Annotated in this window: 12 protein-coding genes; 6 read left to right on the forward strand and 6 right to left on the reverse strand. The window is 53.3% G+C overall.

Going from position 1 to position 16,171, the window contains the following annotated elements:
- Positions 1 to 3: 3 nt before the first annotated feature.
- Positions 4 to 783 carry an RDD family protein gene (locus J7I43_RS12745; RefSeq protein WP_209146060.1) on the reverse strand — a complete coding sequence of 260 codons (780 nt, stop codon included), beginning with the start codon at positions 781 to 783 and terminating at the stop codon, positions 4 to 6.
- A gap of 57 nt (positions 784 to 840) precedes the next feature.
- On the opposite strand from J7I43_RS12745, the gene J7I43_RS12750 reads away from it, so the two are divergent.
- The 5 genes from J7I43_RS12750 to J7I43_RS12770 are packed head-to-tail and all read left to right on the forward strand — an operon-like array spanning position 841 to position 6,333.
- Positions 841 to 1,827, forward strand: coding sequence for a stage II sporulation protein M (locus J7I43_RS12750; protein ID WP_209146061.1), 987 nt, complete (start codon positions 841 to 843; stop codon positions 1,825 to 1,827).
- Positions 1,824 to 2,777: a DUF4129 domain-containing protein gene (locus tag J7I43_RS12755; protein ID WP_209146062.1), complete on the forward strand. Its 954-nt coding sequence runs from the start codon at positions 1,824 to 1,826 to the stop codon at positions 2,775 to 2,777. The genes J7I43_RS12750 and J7I43_RS12755 overlap by 4 nt, the downstream gene beginning before the upstream one ends.
- The gene (locus tag J7I43_RS12760; RefSeq protein WP_209146063.1) at positions 2,774 to 4,009 is read left to right on the forward strand and encodes a DUF4350 domain-containing protein; all 1,236 of its coding nucleotides are present in this window, start codon (positions 2,774 to 2,776) and stop codon (positions 4,007 to 4,009) included. Before J7I43_RS12755 ends, J7I43_RS12760 begins: the two co-directional genes overlap by 4 nt.
- Complete coding sequence (locus tag J7I43_RS12765; RefSeq protein ID WP_209146064.1) at positions 4,009 to 4,989, forward strand: AAA family ATPase; 981 nt, start codon at positions 4,009 to 4,011, stop codon at positions 4,987 to 4,989. The genes J7I43_RS12760 and J7I43_RS12765 overlap by 1 nt, the downstream gene beginning before the upstream one ends.
- Before the next feature lie 9 nt (positions 4,990 to 4,998).
- A complete protein-coding gene (locus J7I43_RS12770) occupies positions 4,999 to 6,333 on the forward strand; it encodes a DUF58 domain-containing protein (protein ID WP_209146065.1) in 1,335 nt (444 codons plus the stop codon).
- On the opposite strand, the gene J7I43_RS12775 is transcribed toward J7I43_RS12770, so the two are convergent.
- Positions 6,334 to 9,000, reverse strand: coding sequence for an outer membrane beta-barrel protein (locus J7I43_RS12775; RefSeq protein ID WP_209146066.1), 2,667 nt, complete (start codon positions 8,998 to 9,000; stop codon positions 6,334 to 6,336).
- Between the two features lie 402 nt (positions 9,001 to 9,402).
- Complete coding sequence (locus tag J7I43_RS12780) at positions 9,403 to 10,155, reverse strand: SDR family oxidoreductase (RefSeq protein WP_209146067.1); 753 nt, start codon at positions 10,153 to 10,155, stop codon at positions 9,403 to 9,405.
- Positions 10,156 to 10,313: 158 nt separating this feature from the next.
- Between J7I43_RS12780 and J7I43_RS12785 the strand changes: the two genes are divergently transcribed.
- Entirely contained in the window at positions 10,314 to 11,807 is a 1,494-nt protein-coding gene (locus J7I43_RS12785; RefSeq protein WP_209146068.1) for an OmpA family protein, read from the forward strand.
- Between the two features lie 73 nt (positions 11,808 to 11,880).
- Here the strand turns inward: J7I43_RS12785 and J7I43_RS12790 are convergent, their stop codons facing one another.
- The 3 genes from J7I43_RS12790 to J7I43_RS12800 all read right to left on the reverse strand — a co-directional run bounded on the left by J7I43_RS12790 (position 11,881) and on the right by J7I43_RS12800 (position 15,964).
- The gene (locus J7I43_RS12790) at positions 11,881 to 12,354 is read right to left on the reverse strand and encodes a Dps family protein (RefSeq protein WP_209146069.1); all 474 of its coding nucleotides are present in this window, start codon (positions 12,352 to 12,354) and stop codon (positions 11,881 to 11,883) included.
- A gap of 29 nt (positions 12,355 to 12,383) precedes the next feature.
- Positions 12,384 to 13,292 carry a transglutaminase domain-containing protein gene (locus J7I43_RS12795; RefSeq protein ID WP_209146070.1) on the reverse strand — a complete coding sequence of 303 codons (909 nt, stop codon included), beginning with the start codon at positions 13,290 to 13,292 and terminating at the stop codon, positions 12,384 to 12,386.
- Positions 13,293 to 13,390: 98 nt separating this feature from the next.
- Complete coding sequence (locus tag J7I43_RS12800; protein WP_209146071.1) at positions 13,391 to 15,964, reverse strand: NACHT domain-containing protein; 2,574 nt, start codon at positions 15,962 to 15,964, stop codon at positions 13,391 to 13,393.
- Positions 15,965 to 16,171: the final 207 nt, after the last annotated feature.

Genomic DNA, 16,171 nt, shown 5'->3' on the forward strand with positions numbered 1-16,171 from the left:
ATTTTATTTTCTCGTCACCAGGTAATTGTAATCGTTCAGCAGGGTTTCCAGGAAAGGAATGGCTTCCATATCGGTTTCTATATGCAACACTTCTTTGATCCTCAACGAAATACGTTCCGCCATCGAGGGGTCGCCGGTGCGGGCCACGGTATCGAGCACGGTTTTGATCTTGCTCAGGTCGCGGTCGCTCAGCCGCAGGATCTGTGAAAACTGGGGCGTATAATCGGGCTGATGCACCTCGCGGAAGATCGTGTCCTGGATGGTATGCCTTTCTTTCGTTCTCACCAGGATGGTACCGGCCGCCAGATCGCCCAGCCGCTGGTTGTAGGGGTTTCTGAGCACCACTACCACGGGCACGATGCCCATCAGCAGGATGATCATGGCGCCCCAGGCGTCGCTCAGGCCGGCCAGCGCAAAAACGCACAAGAGCGTGAACAGCGGCGATTCCACCAACCGGAACATCCAGCGGAGCACGATCTGGCTGGCGCTGGGCACATTTCCCATCAGGCTCACCACCCGGATGTCCATCACCCGTTTGCCCAGGCTCTGCCCTTTCATGGCCAGCTCCGAGATCAGGTAATAAAAAACGATAGGCGCCCCGATGAAGATGGTCACCGCAAAATACCCCTCCGCCCCGATCTTACCCAGGAAAAGGGACATCAGCAGGAGGTATGCCCCCCTGATCAGCAAGTCTATCAGGTAAGCTACCGCCCGGCGCCCGAGGTCGGCGGCTTCAAATTCCAGGTCGATGTTAAATACGGTAGGTATTTTGATAATAGGCATAACCAAAATTAAAATTTATTATATTTCCACTCCAGTAATTTTTAGGACCCGTACCGCATGAGAGAATCTTCATTTATTAAACGGAACCTTGACCGGTGGACAAAGATCCGTGAGCAACCCACCGACGACCCGGATGTGATGGCGGAACGCTTTACTTCCCTGCTTGACGATCTTGCTTACGCCAAAACTTTTTACAGTCACAGCAAGGTTACCCACTACATCAACGGTATGGCGTCCGGCATTTTTCAGCGCATTTACCGCAATCATACCGGCGATAAAGGCCGCATCGGCAACTTTTTTTATTACGTGCTGCCGCTGATCATCCGCAAACATCACCGGCTCTTCTTGTTCACGTTCTGTTATTTCCTGTTGTTCTGCATCATCGGCGCGTTTTCCGCCGCGCACGACGAAACTTTCGTGCGGGGCGTGCTGGGCGACGGCTATGTGAATATGACGGAGGAGAACATTGCCAACGGCGACCCCTTCGGCGTGTACAAAAACGAGAACGAATGGCAGATGTGGGCGCGGATCGCGATCAATAACATCAGGGTGAGCCTGATCTGTTTTATCTGGGGCATCGCCTGCTCGGTGGGCACGCTGTGGATACTGTTCTCCAACGGCATCATGCTCGGCTCTTTCCAGTATTTCTTTTTCTCGAAAGGACTGGGATGGGCTTCCGTACTGGTGATTTGGATACACGGCACGCTGGAGATATCTTCCATCATCATCGCCGGCACCGCGGGCATGATCATGGGCAACAGCCTGCTTTTCCCCGGCACGCATACGCGGGTGGAATCGCTGAAACGCGGCGCCATGGAAGGTTTGAAAGTCACCGTAGCGCTCGTTCCCATTTTTATCGTAGCCGCTTTCCTCGAAAGTTTCGTGACGCGGCACACCAGCATGCCTATCGCACTCAGCATCAGCATACTCATTATTTCCGCCGCGTTCATCGCCTGGTATTTTGTAGTGTATCCCATCAAAGTGCAGCAAAAAGGCTACCGCCTCGACCTGGACGGCAAACTTTTAAAACCGGGCGCAGCATGAAACGTTGGAAATATTTGATATTGCCCGCGCTTTTCTGCCTGAGCCTTCACGCCGCGGCGCAGGATCAAAAAGAAAAGAACAAGGATTTCGATGAAATGGAATGGCGCGTGCTCGATTCAACGGAAGAAGACAGTGACGAAGAAGCAAACCCCGAAGAAGTTTTTGCCGATTCCGTGCTGACGGCTGAAGTGGATACCACGCCTTTCACCGATGAAACGGCGGCGGAAGACAGCGAAGAAACCGAAGACCACCGCAGCGTAGAGCACAAGATCCGCAGCGGCGCAATTCCTTATTCGCGTTGGGACAATCAGCGCCTGGGCGACTGGAGCGAAAGCGGGCAGGTGCGGCTCACCATCCGCAAGCCCGCCGCGGGAGACCTGGCGGAACTGCGGGAAATGAGCGCGCTTAATTATGATAAAGACGAAAATCCTGTGAAAGCCTCCGGATCTTCCCCCTGGCTGCGCTCGTTGGGCGCCTGGGTAAGGGCCAACCGGAGCGCTCTCCTGTGGTCTTTTTATATTTCCCTGGGCGCGTTGCTGGTGATGGTACTGGTGCTTTTTATCAGGAAAAACGATATTTCGTTCCGCTGGTCTTCCGGCAGCCGGCGCTATGGCGACTTTAACACCGTGGCCGAGGAAGGGCCCCTGAATTATGAAGCGCTGGCCGCTTCGGCCGCCGCGGAAGGGCGGTTGAGAGACGCCGTGCGGTTCAGGTACCTGCACACATTGCAGCTGCTGGAAGCGCGGCAGCTGATCGCGCCGGGGAAAGACAAAACCAACATGGATTTCCTGCGGGAATTGTCGCGCACCGCATTTCACAAACCTTTCGCCGCATTAACGCTGCATTATGAGTACATCTGGTACGGAAAACTCCCGCTCAGCAACGGGCAATTCTCCCACCTGGACGATCAGTTTGCCGCCTTTACTCAATCCATAAAGCAATATCCGTGAGAACCGGCATCATCATAAGCATTTCCGTGATCATCACCGTGCTCGCCGTGCTGTTGTGGATCGGCGTGGCCACGAAGATTGACGGCGGCCGGCAATCGCAAAGCAGGCTTAACCGGGGGTACGTTACTTACAGCAGCCGCGACAAAGCGCCGTTCGGCAGTTACGTGCCTTACAAGCTGATGCAGCAGTTTTTTAAAGACGCCAAACCGAAAACGGCCACCCGGCCTTTCGTAAAAACATACCAGAAAACCAGCGACCTGCAGCTGCAGAACGCGGTGTACATCATCGTGGCCAGGCGGATGTGGCTCACTGAAGCGGACGCGGAAGCGATGGCGGAATTTGTATCCGCCGGCAACAAACTTTTCCTCGCCGTGGAAGAAACGGATTCCCTGCTGGAGACCACGTTCGGATTCAAGGTAAAGACCGGAAGCTTCATACAACATCCCACCACCGTCACCCAGCATTTTTCCAACCCGAACTTCGGGGCGGATACCACGTTCACCGCACCGCGGGGCATCCAGCTGAACAATTCCCTCGCCGCGCCCGATTCGGGCATCATCACGGCGCTGGGCACCAATAAAGACCATCTGCCGAACTTCTTCAGGGTGCCTTACGGCAACGGGCAGGTGTACGTGATGCTGAACCCGATGACCTGGACCAATTATTTCCTGATGAAAAACGACAACATCAGGGCGCTGGAACTGCAAATGGCCTATCTGCCGGAATATCCGTCCAGCGTGTATTGGGACGAGTTCTACAAACACCAGGACGGCCCGCAGCAAGGCGATTTTTCCAACTGGCAGGTACTGATGCGGCATCCTTCGCTGCGCTGGGCGTTGATCCTCGCCGTGGTGCTGCTGTTGCTGTACGTATTGTTCGAAGGTAAACGCAGGCAACGGCTTATTCCACCCAAACCCGCACTGGCCAACAATTCGCTGGATTTCGCGGAAACGCTCGGGCGGCTGTATTACCTGCATCACAACAACGCTAACCTCGCCAACAAAATGACGACGCACCTGATGGACTACATCCGGCAGAACTATTACCTGAACACCAGCGCCGTCAATGCCGAATTTATTACGGCGCTGTCGCGCAAAAGCGGCCATACGCGCGAATCGGTGGAAAGGCTGCTGACCATGGCGGGACAGGTGCGGCTGGCGGACAGCATCAGCGACGAACAATTGCAAGACTATTATAACAGCATCTATCAATTCTATTTAAAAGCGAACTAATGGAAATAAACACCTTTGAGCCCCGCACAGACCTCAGCGAGCTTCACGAAGCGATTGCGGCCATCAAAGCTGAGATCGGCAAAGTGATCGTAGGCCAGCAGCAGATGGTAGACCTCCTCACGGCGGGCCTGCTCGCCACCGGCCACATCCTGATAGAAGGCGTGCCCGGCGTAGCCAAAACGCTGGCCGCAAAACTGCTCGCCAACACGATCGACGCGAAGTTCTCCCGCATCCAGTTCACACCGGACCTTATGCCGGCAGACGTGCTGGGCACTTCTATCTTCAACCCGCAGAGCAAGGAATTCGAATACAAAAAAGGCCCTATCTTCGGCAATATCATTTTGATAGACGAGATCAACCGCGCCCCCGCCAAAACGCAGGCCGCGCTGTTTGAAGTAATGGAAGAACGCCAGATCACCAACGACGGGCAAACGCACCTGCTGGACCAGCCGTTTATGGTAGTGGCCACGCAGAACCCGATCGAGCAGGAAGGCACGTACCGCCTGCCCGAAGCGCAGCTGGACCGTTTCCTGTTCAAGATCGAAGTGAAATACCCGGCTTTGCAGGAAGAAATTGAGATCCTGCAGGCGGCGAACGTCCAGGGCGGTCATGCCCAGATGCTCGCACAGGTACGGCCCGTGGTGAGCGCTGCAACGGTGATCAGGTTGCAGCAGAAAGTGCGCGAAGTGATCATGGAAGACAAACTGCTGCAATTCATCGCCAGCCTCGTGCACGAAACGCGCATGAACCAGAGCATTTATCTCGGCGCTTCACCGCGAGCGTCCATTGCCGTGATGAATTGCGCGAAAGCCGTGGCCATCATGAACAACCGCGATTTCGTAACACCGGACGATGTGGTGTACATCCTTCCCCACATCCTCCGCCACCGCATCATGCTCACGCCCGAACGCGAAATGGAAGGCATTACGCCAGACGAGGTGATCGCAGAAATACTCAAAGCCGTAGAAGTACCCAGATAACAAGAACGGATGATCCAGTTTTATAAATCGTTTTTCCTCAGCATGCGGTTCTACCTGTCGCTGGGCGTGGTGATCGCATTATATGTGACCGCCTTTTTCGTGCCGGTGTTTTTCCACGTGGCCAGCACCGCGCTGGTGGTGTGCGCCGCCTTGCTGCTGCTGGACGTTTCGCTGCTGTACCTGGCGCGCAGGGCCGTGCAGGCCGAGCGCCGCATGAGCGACCGCTTCAGCAACGGCGACGAAAACGAAGTGGAACTGCACGTGCGCAACGGGTACACTTTCCCCGTGTCGCTGAACATACTCGACGAGCTGCCTTTCCAGTTCCAGCAACGCAATTTTTCCCTCAAAGGCCATCTTAAGACCCGCGAAGAAAAAACCTTCAAATACAAACTGCGCCCGGTAGAAAGAGGCGAATACCATTTCGGGCAGCTGCACGTGTACGTGCGCAGCGCCTTCGGCCTGGTAACGCGGCGTTATTCAGTTGCGGCGGAAAAGATGGTGAAAGTATACCCGTCTTTCATCCAGCTGCGCAATTACGAACTGTTCTCCATCAAACACAAGCTGAGCGAAATGGGCGTGCACCGTAAACGTGTGATCGGCCACAGCATGGAGTTCGACCATATCAAGGAATACATCCGCGGCGACGATGTGCGCACCCTCAACTGGAAAGCCACCGCCCGCCGCGGCACGCTGATGGTGAACAACTTCACGGAAGAACGCTCCCAGCAGGTGTATTGCGTGATAGACAAAGGCCGCAACATGAAAATGCCTTTCGACGGCCTCACCCTGCTGGACTATGCCATCAACGCATCGCTGGTGTTCAGCAACGTGGCGCTTGGCAAAGGCGATAAAGCGGGGCTGGTCACTTTCACCGGCAAACAAACCGAAGTGCTGCCGGCCAGCAACAAAAAAGTACAGTTAAATAAAATACTCGAACAACTCTACGGCCAAACCACCGCCTGGACGGAAAGCGACGTGGAAAGGCTGGGCGTGCACCTGCGCGCCTCATTGTCGCAACGTTCGCTGCTGATGCTGTTCACCAATTTCGAATCCATCACCGGCCTGCAACGGCAATTGCCTTTCCTGCGGCAGATCGCGAAATACCACCTGCTGCTGGTCGTTTTCTTCGAAAACACCGAGATCAAAAAACTGAATGAAACGCAGGTGAAGGAAGTGGAAGAGATCTATATCCAGGTGATCGCGCAGAAGTTCGCGCATGAAAAGAAACAGATCGTGAGAGAGCTGGCGCAGTACGGCATTATGTCGTTGCTCACCACGCCCGAACATCTGACGGTGGACGTGGTGAACAAGTATCTTGAGCTGAAATCACGCATGATGGCGTAGTTACAGCGGTTCTTCCTTCTCGTAGTCTTTCGGCCCTTTTTCGCCCATCTTCGTGAACTTGCGGATGTTGTACGTAACGTTCAGGCTGAAGAAACGCACATTCCTGCGGCTGTTCGAATATTGTTCGTACGTGTTGGTAAGCTCGTAGAAGTTCCGCACGGTAGACCCGAAAATGTTCTCACAAGTAAACGCCACGTTCAGCTTGCGCTGGAAAAGATTTACCTGCCCTTTCAGCCCGCTGTTGAAACGCGCTTCCTGCTTGCCTTGCGAATAATACCTCGGACCGTTGTACCGGCCGTTCACCGAAATGGAGAATACGCGGATGCGGTAAGCCGCCCACACGGTCAGGTTGGAAGTCCAGCCGGAAACGTTCGCAAATTTTTCACTTACCGCCTCCTTGCCCTCTTCGCCGCCGTCCGTAACGGTTTCGTAATACCGCAAACCGCCGCTGATGTTCATGTTGAACGAACCGTTATTGTTGCCCAGCGCTTTGAAGATATGCGAATTGAGCGTGACGTACGCGCTTTTATCCGTGCGCGACGCGAGGTTCACGTAGGTGCTGGTATTGATGATGGTGCTGTCGTTGATGTATTCCGCTTTGGTGTAGCGGCTTATAATGTCGCTCGCATCCTGCCTTTCAATGCCTACTTTCACCTGGTTGCGTTTGATCTGCGCCATGTATTCCATGCGGTAGTCTTTAGTGAAAGACGGGCGCAGGTTGGGGTTGCCCGTGCGGATGTTGAAGCTGTCTGCCGTGTTCACAAAGGGATTCAGCTGGTCGGGCGAGGGGCGGTCCATATTCCGGTTGAAGTTGAACGTGAGCTGCTGCTGTTTGTAATCGTACTGGAAGTTGACGCCGGGCGAGAAATTCGTGTATTTGAACGGCACCGCGTTCTTCAGCGAATCGAGCAGGGCCATCTGGTTGAAGTATTGAATGCCGGGGTTGAAACGCAGGTTGGCCATATGATCTTTCCAGGGGCTGTAATTGAGGCCCATGGAGCTGCGCACCTCATACGTTTCGTTGTTGAAACGGTTGCCCGCATATAGTTCTTCCGATTTGTTGCCCAGGTAACCCAGGCGCCCGGTGAAATTATAGCCCAGCTTGCGGCTGCGTTTGCCGACAGACACGTTGGCCGCGTAGTTTTGTTTGAAGTCCGAATAATCGGTAGACAATTTGGGAGCGGGCAGCAATTCAAAATCGTTCACGTTTTTACGGGTGGCGAGGTTGAGGTTCATGCCGCCGCCAACTTCCGCGCTGGCGCTGAGGTCGTAATATTTGCCATCTGAAAGCGGCTGGCGGAAGTGGATATTGGAACGGATGTTGAAATTCCCGTTCTTCCTGTCGTTGCGCTGCAGTGATGTATCGTCGGTGAGCAGGTAAAAATAATCGTTGTTGCCGTAGCCGTTGCCGCCGCTTTTGGTAAAGTTGAAGCCGGCTTCGAGTTTCTTTTGCGAATTTTCTTCGTATTCCTTAAAATAATACCAGTCGGTAACCGCGCGGTATCCTCCGCGCCTGTTGCGGCTTTCCTGGTTTTTGATCATCGTGGGTTTTTGGGCGTAGTTGCTGTTGATGCTATTGTTTTCAGCGTCGCTGCCGTCGCCGGTCCAGCCGAGGGTTACGGAGCCGCGCAGCCTTTCCTTTTCGGTGACCTTCAGTTCGTAACGGCCGTTCAGGTTGTGGTTGAAGTTATAGGACGTGCGGAAATTTTTCTGCGAAAGATAAGAGCTGTCGCCGCCGGGCGTTTTCGGGAAATAGGTACGGCTGAGGTAACTGCTGTCGGAATTATATTGCCCGTTGTTGAAATACGTTACCTGGAACGGCGCCAGGTTGAGGTTGTAACGCATCTTGGCGTTGAGGTTGCGGCGGCTGTCCACGCCCGCCGTAAAGGCTGCGGAATAACCGCGGAACTGTATTTTACGGGTAATGATGTTGATGTAACGGATATTGGTCCTTCCCTCCACGAGCGCCTGCTCCGCTTCCACCGCGTCCGGCGGGGCTTTGAGCACTTCGATCCGTTCGATCATAAACGAGGGAAGATTGTTGAGATAGCTGTTGGCGTCCATGCCGGTGAGCGCGATGGGTTTGTCGTCCACATAAAACTTCACACGGTCCTTACCTTCCATGGTGATGTTGTTGTTCGCGTCTATCGTTACGCCGGGCACGTATTCGAGCAGTTCCATGCCGGTGCCGCCGGGCAGGAAGTTTTCATCGGGGGTGAACACGATGCTGTCTTTATTCATCGTGAACATTTGTTTCTGCCCCACCACTGTCACTTCTTTCAGGCTGCGGGCGCCGGTTTCGAGCAGTATGGTGCCAAGGTCGCGCTGCGTTCTTTCCGCGGTGAGCTTCACTTTTATGAAATAAGGATTGTATCCCAGCGTGCCTACTTTCACGAGATAAGTGCCATATGGCACAGGTTTCAGGAGAAATCCGCCTTTTTCATCGGCGGCTACGCCGGTCACAATGGTGGAATCATCTTCATTCAGCAAAGCGACGGTAGCGAAGGGGATGGGTTCTTTATTGGTGGATTGCAGAACTTTCCCGCTGATGGCGCCCGTTTCTGTGTCTTTGTTAGACGGAGGCTGCTGCGCGTTTGCCGTGAAAAATGAAAACATACATCCCAGCAGGCACAGGAGGGCCATGCCGCGTTTTGGCTTGATACTCATCTATTAAAAACGTATAGGTTGATGTCGAAAAATACGATCCCGCTTTTTTCTATCCGTAATATTTACACATATGCATGATATGCAGGATAAATGGTAACGTACACGTTGCCGGAAATTCGCGGGAACGGGGTATCTAAGGTAAGACGTTATTTATCCGGTAATCTTTGCCCGAACAGGCGATCTTTCTTCAACAGGATGGATGAACGGCGTGAACGCGGGATTTTCGGCCCGCGATGATCCTGTCAGCATTCGCTGCGAAGGCGCTCCAACGGTACTGTCATCATAACGCTTTAGTAGTGCTTTAGTAGGGATACCGTAGCATAACCGTAGTAAATTGCGCAATTGCGCATAAAAAAATCCCGGCATTCGCCGGGACTTTTTCCAATTATGACCAAAATCCCGTCAGGGGGCAAGATATGCCCCGTCTACCGGGTAATAAGCGCCAGTAACGAAAGAAGCTTTTTCCGAGCTGAGCCAGATCACTAGTTCGGCTACCTCTTCGGCGCGGCCCAGCCTGCCGATGGGATGTTTGGACACCAGGGCGGCTTTCATTTCCGGGGGCGCCTGCGCCAGCAAGGGCGTATCGATAAAGCCCGGCCCTACGGCGTTTACGCGGATGCCCCGGGCGGAATACTCTATCCCGGCGTTCTGCGTAAGCCCCACCACGCCATGTTTGGCGGCCACGTAACCCGCGGAATGGGCAAAACCCACCTGGCCCAGGATAGACGACATGTTCACGATCGCCCCGCCGCCGTTTTCCAGCATGGCCGGTATCTGGGATTTCATGCAGTAAAATATGCTCGCGAGGTTCACGGCAATCACCTTGTCGAAGCCCTCCACGCTCATATCCGCTATCAGCGCCTGTTCCCCGCCTATGCCCGCGTTGTTGCAGGCAACGTCCAGCCGGCCGTAATGTTTCAGGGCGGCGTTCACGAGCCGCTCGCATTCCGCCGGTTTGCTCACGTCGCACTTTTCGAACTGCGCGTCGCCGCCGGCCTTGCGGATAACTTCCGTAACGCTGTTCCCGCCTTTTTCGTTCACGTCGGAAACGATCACTTTGGCCCCGGAAGCCGCGTACAGCAAGGCGGTAGCCTCCCCGATGCCGGAGCCCGCGCCGGTTACCACCGCCACTTTGCCGGAAAATAACTGTTCCATTTTCATACTGTTTTAAATGAATAATGGGCACAGGGAATGAAGTATTAACAAAAAGAGACGGAAAGGGTTAAACCTTTCTATTGCACAATTGTGTTAACTTGCCATAAGTATATAATAATTAATGTGTTTTTCTGTTATTATGATAGAGTTCCCGCGCTATGAAACTAACGTACAGGCACATATTATTTTTTATCCATGTCCTTGGCTGCTTCTCCACCGCTAAAGCACAGAACCTTATTGCCAATCCCAGTTTCGAAGATGTAAATATCTGTACCGAATATCATGCCCCCTGCAGTCCTTCCGCCTGGGAGAGCGTGGCGCCCGAGCACCTGAAAATGCATTATCTCTATTCGCAGGATGCCATGGCCGGCACTAATGTGGTGCGGTTGGTGCACCGCCAGCGCGGGATGCGGAGCTACATCCAGGCAAAACTGTTATGCCCGCTGGAAGCAGGCCGCCAGTATAAAGTGACCGTTGTGGCCGGGAAAGACTTCCGGGGCGCGCTGGAGCTGGGCCTGCGGCTGGACACGGGGTACATTTACCGCCTGAGCGCCGTTTCGCTGGACACGCTGCCGCCCACGATCGTGATCACCGAGAAAAATGCCGTGCAGGTCAAAAAAGGGGATATCGATTTTTACCGCATGGAAAAAGTGTTCACCGCCCCTGCAAAGGCCAGCCATTTAATAGTGGGAAATTTCGCGAAAGCGGTTCCCCGGGGCGAAATCGACCAGAGAGAAAGTTTTTACATAGACAGCATCGGCCTCGAACCGCTGGAAAGCGGCCCGCTTTGCGAAGGCGCCCAGCAGGTGAAAGACGAGCTGTACGCCCAGCACCGCCGCCATACCGTGCCCCCGATGTACTTTAAACAGGAAAAAACGAAGCTGGACATCCGGCAGGGCAGACGGAACTGCCTTACCCTTACCGTTAAAGACGAAAGCATTTTCACGCCGAAAGGCCGCTCCCGTTACCCGGATGCCGCCGCACGCCTCGATTCGCTGATACGGGTATACGATCCCTACGCGGGCACGAAGGTGATCGTGACGGGTTATTCCTTCAAACCCGGCACCGGCAATTACAACAAGATTCTTTCCACGGTGCAGGCGCAGAAGCTGAAAGACGTGCTGGTATACCGCCACGGCTTTACGGTAGACGATGTGGAGGTATACGGCCGCGGCAGCGCCGAACCACGGTACGATACCACCACGGAAGCCGGTAAAGAGGAAAATAATTTCGTGGAAATTGAGTTCTGCCTGCCCAAACCGCCGCCTGAACCGGTGGTGGCCGTCGCCCCGCCGCCGGCACCAGACACGCTCGTGATACCGGACGTGCTGTTTCGCTTCAACAGCAGCGAACTGAACACGAAGCTGTATGATGCGCTGGACAGCCTGGTGGCCCGCATCCCGCGCAACGACACCATTCAGCTGCAGATCCTCGGGTATACGGACAATGTAGGCACCGAAGCCTACAACCTCAATCTCAGCCGCATGCGCGCGGCCGCAGTGGCGAAATACCTGGAAGGCAAAGGACTGGAAAAATACATCCGGCATGTGTCCGGCCTTGGCGAAACCGCGCCCGTGGCGCCGAACGATTCGCAGGAAGGCCGGCAGCGCAACCGCCGGGTGGAGATCATCATCTACAAAGGCTCCGATTAAATATCGGCAGGGCAGCAAAAAAGAAAAGGCCGGTTCCTTTGCGGACCGGCCTTTTCAATTGTATCCCGGGTGATTATTTGCTCAGGTAAGAACGGAGCATCCAGGCCATTTTTTCGTGCTGACGCAGCAGGCCGGTCACGAAATCGCTGGAGCCAAGGTCTTTTTGTTTGTCGGCAAATTCGGTGATCAGTTCGCGGAGGACGCGGATGATGGTCTCATGGTCTTCCACCAGGTTTTTGATCTGCTCAGACTGGTTGCTGGTATATTCGGGCTCCAGCAGATTGGTCAGTTTCAGGAAATCCACGAGGCGGCCGGTGCTGTAATGCCCGATCATGCGGATGCGCTCTGCAATTTCGTCAATGATCTCTGCCAGTTCGCCATATTGCCCTTCATAAAAAAGGTGCATCTCGTGAAAATTGTCCCCGACCACATTCCAGTGATAGTTGCGGGTTTTGGTGTACAAAATGTGTTCGTCTGCCAGCAAAACCTGTAATTTTTCCGCAACGGCCTGCAAATGTTTTTCGGGAACTCCGATGTTTACTTTCATGGTTATAATGTTTTTGGGTATGAAAAATTCTATAGTTCAATCAGGGCATACACTTTATCGTTCAGATAACGGCCGCCGGGATTCCACGCGGAATAATCCAGGTTGATCCAGTATTCGCCTTTCATCTCATGATAATATAACTCTTTAACAGGCGGATTGTTGAAAAGGTGCACAATTGCCTGTTTCATCGTTTCGAAAGCTTCCTGGTCGCCGCAATACAGCTCCGGGTAAGCGTGCCCTTTGATCAGCACGATCCTCATGCGGGCGCCGATGCTTTCCATGCAGCTCGCCATCAGGATGGAATGGTCGTCGCAATCGCCGCCCAGCCCGTTCCGGATGGTTTCCATGGGGGTGGCGAAGTATTCATCGCGCTGGCTGTCGTTCACATATTTGAAATTGTGACGAATGTATTTAAAAAGCGAGAGATAACGCACCACTTTGCCGTATTTGGGAAAATATTCGTCGAAATAATCGAGTGAATGCCGCACGGCGAAATTGCGCACCGTGGAATCGCGGTAATCCGTCTTTTCACGGATGCCGCGCACGGTTTTGTCCATGTACGTCTCCACTTTGCGGGGGTAAAAACTGAGGATGTCCAGCTGTTTGTTGTCCCGCGTGCCCCAGTTGCCCTGCACCATGCCCTGGTAATCGTTCAGCACATTGGAAAAAGAATAACGGCCGGTAAAAAAATTGAAAACGAGGACGCCCGCCACCAGCACGAAAGCGGGGATGATGAGGGGCTTAAAAAGCCACAGCAGCAGGCGGGTGAACAGGAAAGCGATCAGGATGGAAAGGAAAAGGTCGATATGCCACTGACCCAGCTGCACGACGGGCATGAACCGGTTGATATACGGGGCCAGGGGCAGTATGGTCAGCAGGCTCAGGAGATTCAGCAGGAAATGCTGGAAAGTTGTGTATTTGCTTTGATCGATCGGCATTACGGTATCTGGTACCGTAAAATTATGCCAATTTATGCGGTGCGCCCCGGGAAATATTGTTAAAATGCTATCAATATTTCCCGGGGGCGGCCGGACGTTTAAATCTGCTCAAAAGCGGGTACTGCCTGTTTGAAAGAAGTGCTTTCGCGGATCAGTATCATTTTGCGCTGGGTGTCCTTCCCCTGTTTTTCCATTTGCAACTGGTGGTATATTCGGTTAAGTACGCTGTAGTTCAGCAATGCAAATATTTTGAAATCCAGCCGCTGCGCCATATCCATTGCGGATTCCGCTAAACGGATGGCTTTGTGGAAGTCTTTTTCGTGGTAATGTATCTGGGCGGCGATGGTTTTCTGGAGCGTATCGATGTGGCGGCCGTTGAAGAAGTCTGAGGAATAATGCCTGAGCACATTTTCCACATGCCTGCAGATGCGTTTGGCGGAAGGAAGGTCGCCGGTGGAAACATGCGCCTGCGCTTTCCAGCAGAGCACCATCAGGTGGAAAGGATCGGCGCGGTTGAAAAGAATGCCGGGATATTGTTCGAACAGCCGCCGGGTGAACAGCAGCAGCTGCTGGTAATCGCCCAGTGTGAGGAACACGAGGCATATGCCGCGGTACACCGCTCCTTCCCCGACGGTAATGGCCTTCTGCGGGGTGAAATTCCAGTATTGCGCATAATTGTAGATCTTTTCTTTCATCTTCCCGTCTACCTGCCCGAACTTGAGATATTCGTATACGAAAAGAAAAACCTCGTACGGGCTGATCCACATTTCCCCGATTATTTCGTTCCGCGCGCAGAGTTTTTTGATATTGGCCAGCTCTATTTCGCATTGTTCCGCATCCAGCTGCATCAGGGCCATGAAGAACAACGTGCTGCGCACCTGCAGCTTGTCTTCCGCCGATTCCGCCATTCCCAGCAGGGCGTTCAGCATTTTTCTTTTTTTGAAGCTGATGAAGTCGTCGTTGATGAACTGGCTGAATGGGTTTTTCTGGAAATAGCCCGGGGGGAAGATGGCAGACAGCGGCAGCTGCTGCGTGCTTTCCTGCTGGTAATGCAACACCACGTATTCCAGCAGGTGCGCCTTTTCCTGCGTGGCCAGCGGCAGCTGGAAAAAATGCCGGATGTTTTCCGCCTGCTGGCGGGTAATGGCATACCGCAGCAGCCATTTGAACACCGCGACGCGGAAAGGGCTTTGCGGGAAATAATCCAGCACATGGCGGAGCAGCGGTTCAGACACGTTTTGTTCCTGCTCCGCCAGGAAATGCATGGCGGTGAAATATTCCAGCAGGAAATTGTGCGCAAAACGCACTTTCACGTTGAACATGATCTCCTGGCTGAGGTTCTCCTCCACGAGAATGTTATCCGCCAGCAATTCTTTGTAAGCCGGGAAAAGGTCCGCGTTTTTATTGAGCAGCGTGCATTTGTCCGTATACAATCCCGCTCTTCCCATATCCAGCAGCTGCAGCATTTTATCGATGATCCGCACTTTGAATGAATTGGCGGGAGAACTGAACACGCGGTTCTGGATAAACCGGCTGATCACTTCGTACAGGCTCAGGTTCTCGTCTATGAAAGGCTGGCCCGGCGTGGCGTTCAGCTGGGTGAAAAGTTGCAGGTAGTAAGGATGCCTAAGTTTCTGCAGGAAGCTGTCTGAAAAGAGCCGCACGGTGGAAGGGTCGAAATCGAAATTATAAAGCACCGATTTCACTTCCTGTTCAGTAAGCAGCGGTATGTTGGTATTGGTGTCTTCGTCCATTTCCGGCCCGAGGTACCAGTATTTGCGGAATGAAGGGTATTGGTGGCTTTGGTGGAATACTTCGCCCCAGGTGCTGGACCGGATGGAGAGGATCACTTTCACCCAGGGATGCTGATCGTTGGAATACACGAAATCTTCCAGCTTATTATAAAGGAGCTTGAGTTTGTCGGCCCCGAGCGCGATCTCGTCGAACCCGTCGATGATCAGCACGAGCCGGCCGCCTTTTTCGCTGGCGTGGGTGGAAAAATATTCTCGGAAGTTGTCGCCGTTGCCGAGGCTGAGTTGATTATCGAGCCACGCGGAGAGGGAAAAGCCTTTGAGGAGGAGGCTTCCGGCGGCGTGCGCGTTGATGAACCAGCAAACGTCATTTTGATACACGGGGTCTCGCCCGAACCAATAATGTTCGGCGGCGTGCACGAGGGCGAGGGATTTTCCCCAGCCCGCGGGTGCGATGAACACGGTGGCGGCGTAGCTGCTTTCGAGGAATTTTTCGATGTGGGAAAGGCAGTACTGTCGCGGTGCGGTGTTTTCGAAAGGCACGCCACTGCGGTTCTTGAGGGTGAGCATGGTGTAATGGGAAACAGCGGCGGCGCGTTTCCGGATATCGGCCCATTTGGACTGGTCGTCTTCGGACTGAGGCCGGAAAGTTTTTTTATAGAAATGAGTTTGAAACTCTTCCCAGTCTCTGAACCTGCAAAACTGCGCCAGCGTGTTGAGGGTATAGCGTGAGAAGCTGTGTTGCGTGACCGCAAACCCGAAAACACGTTTAAGAGTGGTTTCGCTGACGAGTTTTCCTGTATGGTTAAGAATAGCCTGGGCGAGGTGTTTACACTGGTTTGGTTGAATGTTTTCCACCCCGAATTGTCGCAGCACTTCGCTTTGCAAAGTGATGATGAGGTCGTAGGACAGGTCGATCATAAGGGCACAATTAATGGATTAGGACTATAGAGGCCTCGTAATAATGGTACAGGTGAATAGATACGTAGGCGACTGAATGTTTGGATTTGAGTTTTTTGAAAATGAACGGACTGAACAAGAAATAGTTGATTGAACAAACATGTTTTTCATTTTGATTATCAATTAAATGTTATGAGCCGCACGCAATAAAAAAGTATAAATCTTTTT

Source organism: Chitinophaga chungangae (genome assembly GCF_017742215.1).
GTDB classification, from domain to species: domain Bacteria; phylum Bacteroidota; class Bacteroidia; order Chitinophagales; family Chitinophagaceae; genus Chitinophaga; species Chitinophaga chungangae.

Bases quoted from the DNA above. Each gene is read 5' to 3' on its own strand.
- J7I43_RS12745 (WP_209146060.1), bottom strand. From the start codon at position 783: ATGCCTATTATCAAAATACCTACCGTATTTAACATCGACCTGGAATTT.
- J7I43_RS12750 (WP_209146061.1), top strand. From the start codon at position 841: ATGAGAGAATCTTCATTTATTAAACGGAACCTTGACCGGTGGACAAAG.
- J7I43_RS12755 (WP_209146062.1), top strand. From the start codon at position 1,824: ATGAAACGTTGGAAATATTTGATATTGCCCGCGCTTTTCTGCCTGAGC.
- J7I43_RS12765 (WP_209146064.1), top strand. From the start codon at position 4,009: ATGGAAATAAACACCTTTGAGCCCCGCACAGACCTCAGCGAGCTTCAC.
- J7I43_RS12770 (WP_209146065.1), top strand. From the start codon at position 4,999: ATGATCCAGTTTTATAAATCGTTTTTCCTCAGCATGCGGTTCTACCTG.
- J7I43_RS12775 (WP_209146066.1), bottom strand. From the start codon at position 9,000: ATGAGTATCAAGCCAAAACGCGGCATGGCCCTCCTGTGCCTGCTGGGA.
- J7I43_RS12780 (WP_209146067.1), bottom strand. From the start codon at position 10,155: ATGGAACAGTTATTTTCCGGCAAAGTGGCGGTGGTAACCGGCGCGGGC.
- J7I43_RS12785 (WP_209146068.1), top strand. From the start codon at position 10,314: ATGAAACTAACGTACAGGCACATATTATTTTTTATCCATGTCCTTGGC.
- J7I43_RS12790 (WP_209146069.1), bottom strand. From the start codon at position 12,354: ATGAAAGTAAACATCGGAGTTCCCGAAAAACATTTGCAGGCCGTTGCG.
- J7I43_RS12795 (WP_209146070.1), bottom strand. From the start codon at position 13,292: ATGCCGATCGATCAAAGCAAATACACAACTTTCCAGCATTTCCTGCTG.
- J7I43_RS12800 (WP_209146071.1), bottom strand. From the start codon at position 15,964: ATGATCGACCTGTCCTACGACCTCATCATCACTTTGCAAAGCGAAGTG.